This window comes from Bradyrhizobium sp. CCH5-F6, assembly GCF_001556045.1.
In the GTDB taxonomy this organism is placed as follows: Bacteria; Pseudomonadota; Alphaproteobacteria; order Rhizobiales; family Xanthobacteraceae; genus Bradyrhizobium.
Genome location: NZ_LSIC01000203.1, coordinates 1 through 14,643 on the forward strand (window position 1 = coordinate 1; position 14,643 = coordinate 14,643).

14 protein-coding genes are annotated in these 14,643 nt (G+C 65.6%); 11 read left to right on the forward strand and 3 right to left on the reverse strand.

Features of this window, described 5'->3' with window-relative positions; translation table 11 throughout:
- Nucleotides 1-157: 157 nt before the first annotated feature.
- Nucleotides 158-1,498 (reverse strand): PQQ-dependent sugar dehydrogenase, encoded by a 1,341-nt coding sequence (locus AX729_RS36120; RefSeq protein ID WP_061029448.1) that lies wholly within the window; start codon nt 1,496-1,498, stop codon nt 158-160.
- A 237-nt stretch (nt 1,499-1,735) separates the two neighbouring features.
- Between AX729_RS36120 and AX729_RS36125 the strand changes: the two genes are divergently transcribed.
- From AX729_RS36125 to AX729_RS36145, 5 genes are all read left to right on the forward strand, one after another.
- Entirely contained in the window at nt 1,736-2,938 is a 1,203-nt protein-coding gene (locus tag AX729_RS36125; protein ID WP_061029450.1) for a urate hydroxylase PuuD, read from the forward strand.
- Between the two features lie 146 nt (nt 2,939-3,084).
- Complete coding sequence (locus tag AX729_RS36130) at nt 3,085-3,942, forward strand: VOC family protein (protein WP_061029452.1); 858 nt, start codon at nt 3,085-3,087, stop codon at nt 3,940-3,942.
- Nucleotides 3,943-4,020: 78 nt separating this feature from the next.
- On the forward strand, nt 4,021-4,296 hold the full coding sequence (locus tag AX729_RS36135) for a hypothetical protein (RefSeq protein WP_061029454.1): 276 nt from the start codon (nt 4,021-4,023) through the stop codon (nt 4,294-4,296).
- Nucleotides 4,297-4,749: 453 nt separating this feature from the next.
- On the forward strand, nt 4,750-5,712 hold the full coding sequence (locus tag AX729_RS36140) for a lytic transglycosylase domain-containing protein (RefSeq protein WP_061029455.1): 963 nt from the start codon (nt 4,750-4,752) through the stop codon (nt 5,710-5,712).
- A 168-nt stretch (nt 5,713-5,880) separates the two neighbouring features.
- Complete coding sequence (locus AX729_RS36145; protein ID WP_061029457.1) at nt 5,881-6,348, forward strand: NUDIX hydrolase; 468 nt, start codon at nt 5,881-5,883, stop codon at nt 6,346-6,348.
- 26 nt (nt 6,349-6,374) lie between these two features.
- Here the strand turns inward: AX729_RS36145 and AX729_RS36150 are convergent, their stop codons facing one another.
- Nucleotides 6,375-7,358 carry a Bug family tripartite tricarboxylate transporter substrate binding protein gene (locus AX729_RS36150; RefSeq protein WP_061029458.1) on the reverse strand — a complete coding sequence of 328 codons (984 nt, stop codon included), beginning with the start codon at nt 7,356-7,358 and terminating at the stop codon, nt 6,375-6,377.
- A gap of 446 nt (nt 7,359-7,804) precedes the next feature.
- Between AX729_RS36150 and AX729_RS36155 the strand changes: the two genes are divergently transcribed.
- Both AX729_RS36155 and AX729_RS36160 read left to right on the forward strand, forming a co-directional pair.
- Nucleotides 7,805-8,455, forward strand: coding sequence for a hypothetical protein (locus tag AX729_RS36155; RefSeq protein WP_061029460.1), 651 nt, complete (start codon nt 7,805-7,807; stop codon nt 8,453-8,455).
- A gap of 26 nt (nt 8,456-8,481) precedes the next feature.
- Complete coding sequence (locus tag AX729_RS36160) at nt 8,482-8,718, forward strand: HGGxSTG domain-containing protein (RefSeq protein WP_283807836.1); 237 nt, start codon at nt 8,482-8,484, stop codon at nt 8,716-8,718.
- A 123-nt stretch (nt 8,719-8,841) separates the two neighbouring features.
- Here the strand turns inward: AX729_RS36160 and AX729_RS36165 are convergent, their stop codons facing one another.
- Nucleotides 8,842-9,519 carry a TetR/AcrR family transcriptional regulator gene (locus AX729_RS36165; RefSeq protein WP_061029464.1) on the reverse strand — a complete coding sequence of 226 codons (678 nt, stop codon included), beginning with the start codon at nt 9,517-9,519 and terminating at the stop codon, nt 8,842-8,844.
- A gap of 145 nt (nt 9,520-9,664) precedes the next feature.
- On the opposite strand from AX729_RS36165, the gene AX729_RS36170 reads away from it, so the two are divergent.
- The 4 genes from AX729_RS36170 (at nt 9,665) to AX729_RS36185 (ending at nt 14,637) form a co-directional block, all read left to right on the forward strand.
- Entirely contained in the window at nt 9,665-11,950 is a 2,286-nt protein-coding gene (locus AX729_RS36170; protein WP_061029466.1) for a TonB-dependent siderophore receptor, read from the forward strand.
- 21 nt (nt 11,951-11,971) lie between these two features.
- Nucleotides 11,972-13,102 (forward strand): PepSY-associated TM helix domain-containing protein, encoded by a 1,131-nt coding sequence (locus AX729_RS36175; protein ID WP_061029468.1) that lies wholly within the window; start codon nt 11,972-11,974, stop codon nt 13,100-13,102.
- Complete coding sequence (locus AX729_RS36180) at nt 13,099-13,287, forward strand: hypothetical protein (RefSeq protein ID WP_061029471.1); 189 nt, start codon at nt 13,099-13,101, stop codon at nt 13,285-13,287. The genes AX729_RS36175 and AX729_RS36180 overlap by 4 nt, the downstream gene beginning before the upstream one ends.
- A gap of 102 nt (nt 13,288-13,389) precedes the next feature.
- Nucleotides 13,390-14,637 carry an MFS transporter gene (locus AX729_RS36185; RefSeq protein WP_061029472.1) on the forward strand — a complete coding sequence of 416 codons (1,248 nt, stop codon included), beginning with the start codon at nt 13,390-13,392 and terminating at the stop codon, nt 14,635-14,637.
- Nucleotides 14,638-14,643 lie beyond the last annotated feature (6 nt).

Consider the following 14,643-nt stretch of genomic DNA (forward strand, 5'->3'; position numbering starts at 1 on the left):
CCTTCCCTTCTCCCCTTGTGGGAGAAGGTGGCGCGAAGCGCCGGATGAGGGGTCTGCCTCGGCACACTCAACGAGAGTTGGACTCGCGGAGAGAGACCCCTCACCCGGCTTCGCTGCCGCGAAGCCACCCTCTCCCACAAGGGGCGAGGGTTCACCGTCACCGCGGCGCGCTTGTCACCCGCCAGATCGTGCCGTTGCCGTCCTCCGAAACCAGCAGCGATCCATCCTTCGCAACGGCGACGCCGACCGGCCTGCCCCACACTTCGGTGTCGCTCGCCACGAAGCCTGTGACGAAATCCTCGTACTCGCCTGTCGCCTTGCCATCCTTCATCCTGATGCGGATCACCTTGTAGCCGGTGCGCTTCGATCTGTTCCAGGAGCCGTGCTCGGCGGCGAAGGCGTCGCCTTGATATTCACTCGGAAACTGCGTGCCCTGGTAGAAGGTCATCCCGAGCGAGGCCGAGTGCGGCTGGATCAGCACATCCGGCACCGTCACCCTGTCCTTGATATCCGGCCGTGCGCCGGCGTGGCGCGGGTCTTCGTTGCTGCCGATGTAGAACCACGGCCAGCCGTAGAACGCGCCTTCCTTCACGCTGGTCACGTAGTCGGGCACAAGATCGTCGCCGAGGCCATCGCGCTCGTTGATCGAGCACCAGGGCACACCGGTCTGCGGCTGGATCGCGAGGCCGACGCAATTGCGGAGCCCGGTGGCGTAGATCTTCCGCTCCTTGCCATCGGGAGTGAAGGCGAGCACGGTGGCGCGCTCGGTCTCGCTGGCCCAGGCCGCGCCAAGCGGCTGCGTCTTCGACCACGCATCCATCCCGCCCGGCGGCGTGCCCATGCCTTCGGCGACGTTGCTGAGCGAGCCGACCGAGACCAGCATGCGCTTGTTGTCGGGCGTGAAGACGATGTCGCGGGTGGAATGGCCGCCGTCATGCGGCAGGCTTGCCACGATTGTCTCCGCCTTGCCGCGCGCCTTGAGATCGCCGGCCTGGTAGGGAAAGCGGACGACGCTGTCGGTGTTGGCGATGTAGACCCATTGCGGATTGTCACCGTTCGGAAAGAACGCGATGCCGAACGGCTGCCGCAGTCCGCCGGCAAACACCTCGTTGGTCGCGGCCTTGCCGCCGTCTCCCGCGCGCAACACGCGGATGTTGCCGGCCCGCGTCTCCGCGACGAACACATCCCCATTCGGCGCCACGCGTATGATGCGGGGCGCGCGCAGGCCTTCGGCGAAGAGCTCGATCTTGAAGCCGGCCGGAACCTGAAGCGCCGCCTCCGCCGGACGCGGCACCACGCGCGACGAGCTCGCCACCGACCGCGTCGCGCCGGGCCTGACCAGATCCTGCGGCCGGATCAGCCTGACCGTGCCGGGCTTGTCGGCCCGCCAATCGCCGTAGGCGTCCTTGCCTTGCAGCACCGGCTCGGCCTGCACGCTGGTCACAGCTGTGGCCAGCAACCCCGCGGAGACCGCCCCACACCATCTTCTGCTCTTCACGTCGTCGTCCTCCCGGACTGCATCTTCCAGACGTCAATGCGCGTCGACCCGCAAACGTTCAACTGCCGGTCATGCACCTGCCGAATCCCACGTCAGCTCGTGCCCGCACGATGGGCGTCCGCCGCGGCCCATCATACTGGAAAACACTGCTGATCGGTGCGACACATTGCAGGGGCGGCGGCCGCCGGTTGCAGGCATCAGGTCTGCGACATCGACGTCGCAACTGATGGGAAGATCATGTGGGGATCCGTCATATCGGAATGGGCGAGCCTGCTGCTCCGCTGGCTGCACGTGGTGGCGGCGATCGCCTGGATCGGCAGTTCCTTCTATTTCATCGCCCTCGATCTCAGCCTCAGGCCCAGGAGCAGCCCAACGGGTGATCTGCCCGATGGCGTGCAGGGCGAAGCCTGGCAGGTCCATGGCGGCGGCTTCTACCGGATCATGAAATATCTGGTCGCGCCAAGCCAGATGCCGGACGAGCTGACCTGGTTCAAATGGGAGGCCTACACCACCTGGCTGTCCGGATTCGCGCTGATGGTGGTGGTGTACTATCTCGAGGCCGATCTGTTCCTGGTCGACAAATCCATCCTCGACCTCACGCCATTCCAGGCCGGGCTGTTCAGCTTCTGCAGCCTTGCGCTCGCATGGCTCCTCTATGAAGCCGCCTGCCGGACCGGGCTGGCGCAGCGTGAGCTGCCCTTCGCCATCGGCGGCTATCTGTTCCTGGTCGCGCTGACCTATGCCTTCACCCATGTGCTGAGCGGCCGCGGCGCCTTCAACCAGATCGGTGCGATCATCGGCACCATCATGGTCGCCAACGTCTTCGCGCTGATCATCCCGAACCAGAAGAAGATCGTCGCCAGCCTGATCGCGGGCGAGGTGCCCGATCCGAAGCTCGGCAAGGCCAGCAAGGAGCGCTCGGTCCACAACAACTATCTGACGCTGCCCGTGGTCGTGCTGATGATCAGTAATCACTATCCCCTGCTCTACGCCACGCGTTTCAACTGGATCATCGTCGCCATCGTCCTGGCGCTCGGCCCCGTGATCCGCCACTTCTTCAACGAGCGCCACGCGGGGCGCAAATCGCCATGGTGGGTGTGGGGCGCGGCCGCCATCGGCGCGATCGCGATCCTCTTCCTCTCCGCCGCCGGTCCGCGCGAGGTCAAGACCGGCGCATTGCAGGCACAGCCGACGCTCGCCAGTGTCGCGGAGATCGTGACGTCCCGCTGCAGCATGTGCCACGCGGCCGAGCCGGTCTGGGCCGGCATCGCCACCGCGCCGAAGGGCGTACTGCTCGACGCGCCCGAGCACATCCATCGCAACATCCGCCTGATCGGCCGTGTCGCGGCCTGGTCCAATGCGATGCCGCCGGGCAACATCACCGAGATGACCAGCGAGGAGCGCGCGCTCATCGCCGCCTATATCGAGCAGGCGCGCTAACGCCGGCTTGCCTCGAGGGATCGTTTCGCGGAATGAAATTCCGCAACTCCCATTGAATTGAAAATGACTTGCCTTCCTAACCGGCGTAGACAGGATCGACGGCCGCCGTCGCGGCCCAAGATCAGTTTGCCATCGGGGAAAGAACAGTGGCCCTCAAGAACGTCATCGGTATCGACCACGCCGTCGTCATGGTGAAGGACCTCGACAAGGCCGCCGAGAACTACCGGCAGCTCGGCTTCACCGTCTCGCCGCGCGGCACCCACAGCGCGCATATGGGCACCGGCAACTACACCATCATGTTCGACCCCGACTATATGGAGCTGCTCGGCGTGCTCGCCGCGACCGAGCAGAACGCTCCGGCGCGCGCGTTCCTCGACAAGCAGGGAGAGGGCATCGAGCGCATCGCCTTCACCGCGGTCGATTCCGCCGCAGGCGCCGAGGAGATTCGCGCGCGGGGCCTGGCGCCGATCGGCCCGACCGATTTCGAGCGGCCGGTGACGTTGCCGAACGGCACGGTCTCGGCGGCGAAATTCCGAACCTTCATGTGGCCGACCGCGGAAGCGCCCGGCGGCGTGCGCATCTTCGCGTGCCAGCACAAGACGCGCGAGACCGTGTGGATTCCCGAACTGATGAGCCACGCCAATGCGGCGAGGCGGATCAAGCTGGCGCTGATCGCAACGCCCGAGCCCGCGAAGGAAGCCGCGCATCTCGGCCGCCTGATCGACCGCGAGCCGAAGATCGAGGCGGACGGCGCGGTCACGATGCCCTCCGGCGGCGATCGCGCCGACTTCGTCTATATGACGCTCGACCAGCTCGGCAAACGCTATCCCGGCGTGCCGCTGACCGGCCTCTCCGAGCGCGGAGGTGCGGGGCTGGTGCTCGTCAGCGGCGATCTGGCGGCGACGGAGAAGGCGCTGGGTTCAGCCGCCGTCCGCAGCGGCGCCGCGATCTGCGTGCCGCCGGCCAAGGCCAACGGCACCCTGCTCGCCTTCGTTGCCGGCTGATTTGAACCAATTCTTTAACGGGTGTTTACTCCGGCGATGCTAGGATTCCCGGCAATCCAAGTCGCCGGGACCATACCCATGTTCAAAGAGGGATCGCCGATCGCCTATGACGCGCCGGCCGAATTGAAGAAGTGGCCGTCGCTGAAGGGCGAGAGGCAGAAGGACCGAGGTCCGCCCTATCTCGTCTACAACGGCACGCTCGCCGAATGCGTTCGCGAGCTCATGGGCAAGCCGATCAAGGGCATCTCGCTCTACGACATCATGACGAGGCCGCAACCGGCCTTCGATCAGACCGTGCTGTCGCCCGGCGATGCCGCCGAGATCGCGATGCGCGAGGATTTCCCCAAGGACTAGTTCGAGGCACGGCTTCGCAGCCGGCTTGCCCTGCTGCCTGGACGAGGTGTCAGTCGGCGGATCGAGGAAGACGACGGGCGTACCGCGCTTGACGTTCTCGCCGATCGCGCGCGCGCTCCAATTGAACGCGACCAGAGTCCTCGCATGCTTTCAGCCTCGCGTGCGTCTTGTCGATCTCGATGCGAACGATGCGCGCAAGCTCTCGCCGCGCCGGCTCGTTTGCACAGCGACATCACGGGGCCAAGCATCCATCGCTTCATAAGCGCTCGTCCCATTCACCGATCGCCGCAAGTAATGATCCGCAAAGCCGCGGACGGTTTCTGTTCGGGAACACCGTAATAACACCGAAGGAACCGGCGAGATCGCAGCTTTGCCGCAATCGGAAGGTTAAGAACTTCCTATCGCCGGCGCATCGCTGGCCGTTCATCCCACAGTTCGAGGTTGCCCCAGCAAATGCGATTTGTCGTCGCGGCTTGCGCCGCGTTCCTGCTTCTGATGTGCGACCTCGATCCGTCGGCGTCCCGGCAAACATCATCTTTCGACACCGCCGTTCTTCAGAACAATCATGCCTCGCCACTTGTTCCAGTGGTCGAACTCTTCCTTGCCAGCGTGCAGGCCATCGAGGTCGCCAACGCCCGCGCGGCACATGAGGAAACAATCGAGCCGCCGCGCGAAATCGAACCTGTTGCACCTGCGCCGGTTTCACCGACCGACCAATTCTGCCATGCGCTTCGCGCGGCCGCCGAGGCCAGCGGCATTCCGGTGCCGTTCTTCGCGCGCCTGATCTGGCAAGAGAGCCGCTTCAAGCCCGATGAGGTCAGCCACGCCGGCGCACAAGGCGTTGCGCAATTCATGCCGGGAACGGCGGCCGAGGTCGGGCTCGACGATCCCTTCGATCCCATGAAGGCGCTGCCGGCATCGGCGAAATTCCTGCGAAAGCTCCGCGACGATTTCGGCAATCTGGGACTTGCCGCGGCGGCCTATAACGCAGGTCCGGGCCGCATCCAGAAATGGCTGGCCAGGGAGAGCGAGCTGCCGCGCGAGACGCGCGACTATGTCCGCATCATCACCGGCACCAAGGCAGAAGACTGGATCGAACGGTCGGAGGCTCTGGCGATCAGGATCGACCTGCCGCGCGAAGCGCCGTGTGAAGGCATCGGCAGCCTGTCGAAGACGAAGGACGTCGCCTGGGTGCCGGTGAACCTGACGCCCTCGGTCACGACCATCATTCGCAAGGCCGAACAACTTGCCGCACGCCTGACGACGAACCGCGCACGCAAGCGATTTGCAAACTCCTCGCAGAGGAGCGCTTCGGCTCACGGCAAGGCGCGCAGCATGATTGCAGCGCGTGCGGCTGGAAAGAGCGCGAAGGCCCGTGCCGTTCGCTTCGCATCGCGCGAGCGGCCGTCGGGATAGCGCGTTCGGAGCCGCGGCGTCGAGCGGCTCCGATCACGCTGCTCTAGTCGATCTCCTCGATCACGCGCCGTTATGGTTTACTTCCTCGTGTCGGTTCAAGCGTTGGCTACCCACCCGTGTTGAGGCACCAAGTTCAGTTGTCCCGACACGCCGGCACGGAAACCTGCGATGCCACGTAAGAGTGCCGGAATACTGCTCTATCGGATGAGGCCCGATATCGAGGTCCTGCTCGTTCATCCCGGCGGGCCGTTCTGGCGCAACAAGGACCTTGGCGCCTGGTCGATCCCGAAGGGCGAATATGAAGACGGGCAAGACCCCGAAGCCGAAGCGCGGCGCGAATTCGCCGAGGAGCTTGGCTTCGAGGTGACGGGACCGCTGACGGCACTGGGCGACGTCAAGCAGCGCGGCGGCAAGACCGTCACCGCCTTTGCCATCGAGCTCGACATCGACACGCGCAACATCCAGAGCAACACGTTCGAGCTCGAGTGGCCGCCGCGCAGCGGCAAGTGGCAAAGCTTTCCCGAGATCGATCGCGCTGAATTCTTCGCCCTGGACGAGGCGGCCCGGAAGATCAACGCAGGCCAGCGCCCGCTGCTGGAGCGGCTGGCGCGGCTGGTCGAGGGCGGCAGCGGCTAGCCGCCGCGCCGCCTGTGTCTCGCGTTCTATTCCGCCTTGATGTTCGCGGCGGCGACGACCTCGGCGAGCTCCTTCGTCTCCTTGGCGATCTTGGCGGCGTAGTCGGCCGGGCTGAGCACGCTGACGACGCCCTGCGAGCCGAGCTTCTCTTCGGCCGCCCGATCCTTGGCGGCAGCGACAATCTCGCGGTGCAGGGTCTCCAGGATCGGCGCGGGCGTCGCCTTCGGCATGAAGAAGCCGACCCAGAACGAAATGTCGAAGCCGGGATAGCCGGCTTCCGCGACGGTCGGCACATCGGGCAGCGCGGGCAGCCGCTCGGCCGAGGACACCGCGAGCGCGCGCAGCTTGCCGGCCTTCACCAGCGGCACCGCGGAGAGCGGATCGAACACCGCCAGCACCTCCTGCGCGAGGATGCCGACCTCGGCGGCCGAACCGCCACGGTACGGCACGTGAATCATCTTGATGCCGGCCTTCTGGCTGAGCAGCTCCATGGCGAGATGGGCGAGGTTGCCGTTGCCGCCTGAGCCGTAAGCGAGCGCGCCGGGAGCGGCCTTCGCCGCGGCGACGAGATCGGCCACCGTCTTGATGTTGGCCGTCTTGGGATTCTCGGGATTGACCACGAGCACGAGCGGCGCCGAGACGACGGTGGTGAGCGGCGCGAAGTCCTTCTCCGGATCGTAGCGGATCTCCTTGAACAGCGTCTTGTTGAGCGTGATCGTGGACGAATTGCAGGCGAGCATCGTGTAGCCGTCCGCGTCCGCACGCGCGACGATCTCGGCGGCGATCATGCCGTTGGCGCCGGCGCGGTTCTCCACCACGAAGGGCTGCCCGAGCTTGTTGCTCAAGCGATCGCCGATGATGCGCGCGACGACGTCGACCGGCCCGCCGGCGCTGAAGCCGACCATGACCTTCACCGGCCGCGCCGGATATTTCTGCGCCAGCGCCTGCGTCGACAGCGCAGAGGCGCACAATCCGGCGATGACTGCCAGCAGGCGGGCCATTCTTTGCATTCGTTCTCTCCCAGACCTCTCAGCGCCGCTTGTGCATGTTTGTTCATGCGACGCATTCGAAGATCATGAATAGCGGCCACGCCGGATTTCGCAATCGCGTTCGGACGCCGGCATTCCGCCGCACGGCACGTGCGCGCCGCTTCCAAACAAAAAATGCGAAAACAACCCCATGCACAGTAGACGGCCCCAGTCGAAACAAGCACTTACGGCAGGCACACGATTTCGGATCCCACGAATCGCCCTTTGACTCGTCGGGCAAAACACTGGCAGAATGGCATCATCGCGACATCCGCCGGTATCCACGTCGCCCCGCTCTTGGGCGCCACGAGGCGGATCCGCGTAAGCCCCTCATCGACATTCCAGAATCGCAATCTCGCGCAACGAGCGCGCGACCGGCCTCGCGCACAGCGAGCCCTCGCGCCTGCGCCAATCAGGGACACACCGACATGACGAACGCTCCACTCAGCAACAGCCTGGCGCCCGCCGCAGCACACGATCGCAACCGGCCGAGCCCGCGGATCAAGCTCACCCGACGGCGCATCGTGATCCAGCATCCCGACGCGCGGGCCGGCGAGCGCCTGCTGGCCGACGCGCTCGGAGCCGCCGACCTCGACGCACTGCACGGCCTCCTCAAGCAACTGATGAAGGCCAGCATGATCTGCCAGAAGCCAGACGAGGCCAATCTCGCCTTCATGATCTCGATGATGAAGAGCATCGCGCCGAGGGATTCGATCGAAGCCATGCTGGTGGCGCAGATGGTGTCCGTTCACGCGGCCACGATGCGCTCCGCCTTTCGTCTCGCCCTGACCGAAAATCTCAAACAGCAGGAGGGCATCACCCGCGCATTGACCCGGCTGGCCCGTACCTTCGCGGCCCAGATGGAGGCCCTCGGCCGCCACCGCAGCAGCGGCGAGCGGCCGATTACCGTTCAGAACGTGTCGGTGCAGGACGGCGGCAGCGCGATCGTCGGCAACGTGACACAGCATGCCAATGTGATCATGCCCGAGTCGGACGCAGCGGAGGCACCGCTGGAGGTACGGATGGCCATGAGGCCTGCTGAGGGCGAACGTGCCGCAACGCGGTCTGGCCAATCATGAGTCACCACCCCCGAAGCACGGGCCCGATGCGGGCAAGCCCGCGTTGCGGCGCCCGCACCCGCGGCGGTCACACCTGCCAAGCCCCGGCAATGCGCGGCAAGACGCGCTGCCGCATGCACGGCGGCGGACGAGGCTGCGGTGCACCGAAGGGAAACTTCAATGCGCGGAAGCATGGCATGTTCGCGCAGGATGGCATCGCCGAGCGACGGCAGGTTCAGGACCTGCTGGACGACGCATGGAAGCTTCTCCGCGAGATGAAGTAAGAAGCCGTGTGCGCCCACGCCAAGACATGGAGATGGCTCTGCCGCGCAGGACAGTCAGATGCGACGAGGACGGCAACGAGGTCGTGCACGACCGGCCGCGGGAAAGAAAAAAGAGCTTGCGGCCTAGCCTCGCCGGCCAGCGGCGCCGCCAAGATACAGCTTCCACGCCTTCTCGAAGTAGAGCTTCCGCTCCTTGGGCGAGGCGAGCGGCTTGTATCCGAACATCGCCAGCGTGGTCGGGCCGACGATGATGCTGTTGATGAGAAAGTCGGTCAGGAAATTGACATCGCCCGTAACGATGTGCCGATCCGCCTGCGCCTTCATCACCGACGTTCGCAGCAGAGACATGATGGCATCCGGCTCCGGCTCGGCATGACTGCCGGCGGCAACCAGGCTTTCGCTGGCGGCGATCCTCTTGAAGGCAACCAGCTCCGGATCGAGATTGATGTCGAGCAGGAGGCTCGTCAGTTCCTTGAGCTGCGCCAGGCTGTCCTGGCTCGATTGTCTCACCTGAAGGTCGCCGAGACGCGCCATGATGCGCCGGCGGCTTCGCTCGAGGACTGCATCGAAAATTGCGCGCTTCGACGGATAGCGCCGATAAATCGTGTCCTTGCCGGCGCCGCATTCCGAGACGACTCGCTCCATGGACGTCGCGGCGTAGCCATCCCGTGCGAACAAATCCGCGGCCACCGCCAGGATCCGGTCCTCGATCGCCTGCGCCTCTGCCTTGGTCGGTCGCCCGCCACGGCTTGCGCCGATGCGCCTCTTCGTGCGCTTGGCGGTCTTGACTGCCTGCTTCATGCCTTCCCCTGTGCGATCCGGAATCGCTCTTCTAGACTTTTAATAGTTCTAAATACTCGAAAAGGCCAACCGCATAACTGGACACTATCGTCCCGTTTTGTTTTAACCCTGTCCGTCGGATTTGGGTGGGGTTTTGACGATGGGAATGACCGGGGGATCGCAGCGGGTTCTGCGAGGTGCGGCGCTTTTGCTTGGCTCGACTGCTTTTCTTGCGCTGGACGGGCCGACGTTTGCGCAGAACTCCGCGCTGCCGCCGGTGACGGTGGACGCACCGCAGGCGCAGCGGTCGGCCCGCAACGTGGCATCGCCGCGTCAGCAGGGCGCGACGCGGCGCAGCAACCGGTCGAGGACGAACTCCGACGCGCCAGCGACGGCCACGCCAGCCGCGGCTGCATCGGCGACGGCACGGCAGGACACCCGCGACCAGATGGCTGCGACCAGCCAGTCGACGGCGACGAAGACGTCCACGCCCGTGCTTGAAACGCCGCAATCCGTCACCACGGTGACGCGCCGGCAGATTGATGCACAGAACCCGCAGACCGTCGGCAATGCCCTGCAGTACACCGCAGGTGTCCTTTCCGAACGCGACGCGACCACCCGCTATGACAGCGTCTTCCTGCGCGGCATCGGCGGCTTCGGCACCTCCACCAACTTCGTCAGCTTCCTCGACGGATTGAAGCTGCCGCGCGGCCAAGCTTTCGCGGTCACGTCGATCGACGCGTTCCTGCTCGATCGAATCGAGGTCATCAAGGGACCTTCGGCCGTCCTGTACGGACAGATCAGCCCGGGCGGCCTCGTCAATCTGGTCAGCCGCCAGCCGAGCGACATTCCCTATAACGAAGCGCGCATCGAAGGCGGCAGCCACGGCCGCGTCCAGGGCGGCATCACCAGTCAGGGCGCATTGGATGCCGCGCATCAATGGCTCTACAGCATCAGTGCGATCGGCCGGATGTCCGGCACGCGCTACGACGGCGTGGACGAGCAGCGCTTCGGCGTCGCGCCGGCGATCACCTGGCGGCCGGATTCGGACACCCAGCTCACCGTCTCGGGCTTCTACCAGCGTGACCCGAAGGGCGGCTACTTCAACTCGCTCTATCCGCAATCGCTGGCGCCGGCCGCGTACCGGCCGTATCTCAATCGCAACCTGAACATCGGCGATCCCGGCTTCGACCGCTTCGAGCGCGAGCAATCCGGCGTCGGATATGTGTTCGATCGCCGCCTGAACGACATCGTGAGCTTCCATTCGGCGCTGCGATACTCCAAGGTCGACACCGATTTCCAGTCGCTGCAGATGGCGGGCCCGCTGACCGCTTCCGGCACGATTCCGCGCGCGGCGATCCGGTCGATCGAGAGCGCCGACGGCATTACCGCCGACAACCGCCTGCGCTTCGACTTCAGGACGTCGGCCGTCGAGCACACCGTGCTCGCCGGCTGGGACCAGCAGAATTCGCACAGTTCGTGGATCTACCAATTCGGCGGTGCGACCTCGCTCGATGTCGTGAACCCCGCCTACTACCAGCCGGTGGGAACGCTGTTCCCGTTCATCAACAACGACCAGTCGCTGTCGCAGACCGGACTCTACGTCCAGGACCAGATGAAGCTCGGCGGCTTCCGCCTGACGCTGGGCACAAGGCACGACTGGACCGAGCAGAACAACGACAACCGGATCTCGTCGACCAGGACGTCGCAGGAGAGCGACAAGCAGACCTATCGCGCCGGCCTGCTCTATCTGTTCGACAACGGTCTTGCCCCCTATGTCAGCTATTCGACGTCGTTCGAGCCGACCATCGGGGTCGGCAGCAACGGCCTGCCCTTCGTGCCCACGACCGGCGAGCAGTACGAAGGCGGCCTGAAGTACAAGCCGGCCTTCGCCGACATGCTGTTCACGGCCGCCATATTCGATCTGCGCCAGCAGAACACGCTGACGCCGTCCGCCGTGCCGGGTTTCAGCGTCCAGCAAGGCGAGATCCGCTCGCGCGGCATCGAGCTGGAAGCGCGCGGCAAGCTGACGGAGAACATCGAGATCGTCGCGGCCTCGACCTTCCTCGATACCAAGGTCACGAAATCAACCGATCTCACGGCGATCGGCAAGCGCCCGCAGGCGGTGCCGACCCATTTCGAATCGCTCTGGGCCAACTACAGCTTCCTGACCGGCGGCCTCGCAGGCCTGACCGTTGGCGGCGGCGTGCGCTCGGTCGGGCCCTCCTATGGCGACGACATCAACAGCCTGGTGTCGCCGGGCTACGTCGTGTTCGACGCCGCGGCGCGCTACGACCTCGTCAATCTCGTGCGCGCCTGGAAGGGCGCGGAGCTCACGCTCAACGTCACCAACCTGTTCGACAAGAGCTACTACACCAGCTGCAGCTCCAATTTCTACTGCCAGTTCGGAAACGGCCGCCTCGCGCTGGCGGGCCTGCGCTACAGGTGGTGATCTGATGATGTCGTGCCGGCCATGACAGCGAGACGGCTGCGTTGGTGGTCCTGGATTCACAAATGGAGCAGCCTGATCTGCACGGTCTTTGCGCTGCTCCTGTGTCTCACCGGACTGCCGCTCATCTTCCGTGAAGAGCTGGGGCCGAACCCTGCGCTCGAGCAGGTCGACCAGCCCGGCATCCGTGCTTCCGTCGACACCATGATCGCTCAGGCGCTGGCCGAGCGTCCGGGCGAGGTCGTACCCTACCTGTTCTACGATCGCGAGAAGCCGATCGTGAAGATCCCGACGGCCGCCGAGATGACGTCTGCGCCCGACAGCTTCTTCTACAAGGTCTTCGATATCAGGACCGGCAAGGCGCTCGCGGTCGATCAGCCCAATGAGGGCTTCATCTACGTCATGCTGCGGCTTCATGCCGATTTGTTCGCCGGCATCAAGGGCACGCTTTTCCTCGGCGGCATGGGACTGCTGCTGGTCGTCGCGATCGTCTCCGGCATGGTGCTGTACGGTCCGTTCGCCCGCCACCTCAGGTTCGGCGAGGTGCGCAAGCAGCACAGCAGCCGGCTGCGCTGGCTCGACCTGCACAATCTGCTCGGCATCATCACGCTGGCCTGGTTCGGCATCGTTTCGCTGACCGGCGTGATCAACACGCTGGCGGCGCCGATCGAGCTGATGTGGCAGTCGAACCAGCTGATGGAGATGGCGGCGCAAAGCCGGGGCAAGCCGCAAGGCAATGACAGGGCTCCGGTCGACCTCGTGCTCGCCAGGGTGCGCGCGGCGGTTCCGGGAATGACCGTCACGACGCTCGCCTTTCCGGGCAGCCCGTTCGCCACGCCCGGTCACTACGCCACATTCCTGGCCGGCGATACGCCGCTGACGAGCCGCATCCTCAAGCCGGCCGTCATCGATGCCGCGACCGGCGAGGTCGTCGCCGTGCGCGACATGCCGTGGTACGCAACGGCGCTGTTCGTCTCGCAGCCGCTGCATTTCGGCGATTACGGCGGGCTGCCGCTGAAGGTCATCTGGGCGGTGCTCGATATCGTCACCATCATCGTGCTGGTCAGCGGCCTCTATCTCTGGCTCGCGAGATGGCGGACACGGCACACGGCCGCAGCCGACATGCGGGCAACCTCGACAGGGTTCGCCCGATGACGCCGAAGCCGACGCCCTGGACGATTCCGGCGCTGCTGGCGCTCGTGACGCTGTTCGGTCTGCTGGCTGCCTTGATCGGCGAAGGCGGCATCTGGTGGCCGCTCTCGTGGGCGACGCTGACTGTTCCCTGCGCCTGCAGTGTCTACTACCTCGTTCGAGGCTTGACGCCGCGTCAGAAGCCCTGAGATCAGGTCCGGTCGACCCTGCGCGAGCGGGACACCTCTCGCCATTGGCAGCCTCCTCTCAATCGTGTAACCCGGCCAAAAGCTTGCCGGGACGAAACGCTGATGACGACGGCTGCCACGAAACAGGCGGGAGATGGCACCCGCGCGCTGATCTTCGCGCTCGTGGCGCTCGCCTGCGGGCACATGCTCTCGACCTTGCTGCGCACGATTCCGGCGGTCAGCCTCGACCTGATGGCGGCGGATTTCCATATCGAGCCGCAGGCCCTCGCCAGCCTCACCTCGATCTATCCTTTCGCCTTCGCGGCGGCGCAGATCCCGGTCGGCGCGGCGATGGACCGGTTTGGCGTGCGGCCGGTGTCGCTGAGCCTGCTCGCGGGAACCGTGTTTGGCGCAGTCGCGTCCGGCTTTGCGACCGGACCGGAGAGCTTCGCGGTCGGGCAGATGCTGCTGGGCGTTGCCACCTCGGGCATGCTGATGTGCCCGATGACGCTGGCGGCCAAGCAATTGTCGGCGGCGCGGTTCGGGCTGTGGTCGGGCGCGATCCTCTCGATCGGCAATATCGGCATGCTGCTGTCGTCGAGCCCGCTGGCCTTCGTGGTGGACAATTGGGGCTGGCGCGCCGGATTCTGGATCTCGGCGCTCGGCGGGGTCGCGGTGGCGCTCGCGGTGTTCATGCTGGTGCCGCGTCAGCCGGCCGAGCACAAGGACGAGTCCTCGCCGCTGGCACAGATGATCGAGGTGCTCCGGCTCGGCCTCTCGCGGCCCTTGCGCGGACTGATCGCGCTGGCGCTGGTGTCGCTGGCGACATCGCTGGTGCTGCGCGGCCTGTGGGGCGGGCCATGGCTGATGGACGTCAAGGGACTCTCGCGGGTCGAGGCCGGCAACCAGCTCGGTGCGTTCACGCTGGCAATGATCGTGGGCCCCCTGTGCATCGGCATGATCGACCGCAGGCTCGGCCGCCGCCGCGCGCTGGTCGCCGGCTCGCATATGGCCGGGGCGGTGCTGCTGGCGCTGATGGCGTTGGGCGCGCCGCATTACGCCGTCTCCACGCTGTTCGGCCTGCCCGTGATGCCGCCGCAATACGACCTCGTGCTGTTCGTGCTCATCGGCTTGGCCACCTCCGCCCAGCCGCTGCTGTTCGGCATGTCGCGACAGCTGGTCGATGCGCAAGTCGCGGGCAAGGCGCTCGCGGCCGTCAACCTCGCCTTCTTCCTCGGCGCCGCGCTGATGCAGTCGGTCACCGGCGCGGTGGCGGGGCTCGCGGGATTGCCGGCGGTGCTGCTGTTCATGGCTGCCATGCTGGCGCTCGGCGTGCTGATCTTCTTGGCTTACACCTCGCCAAGCCCATAGGATGAC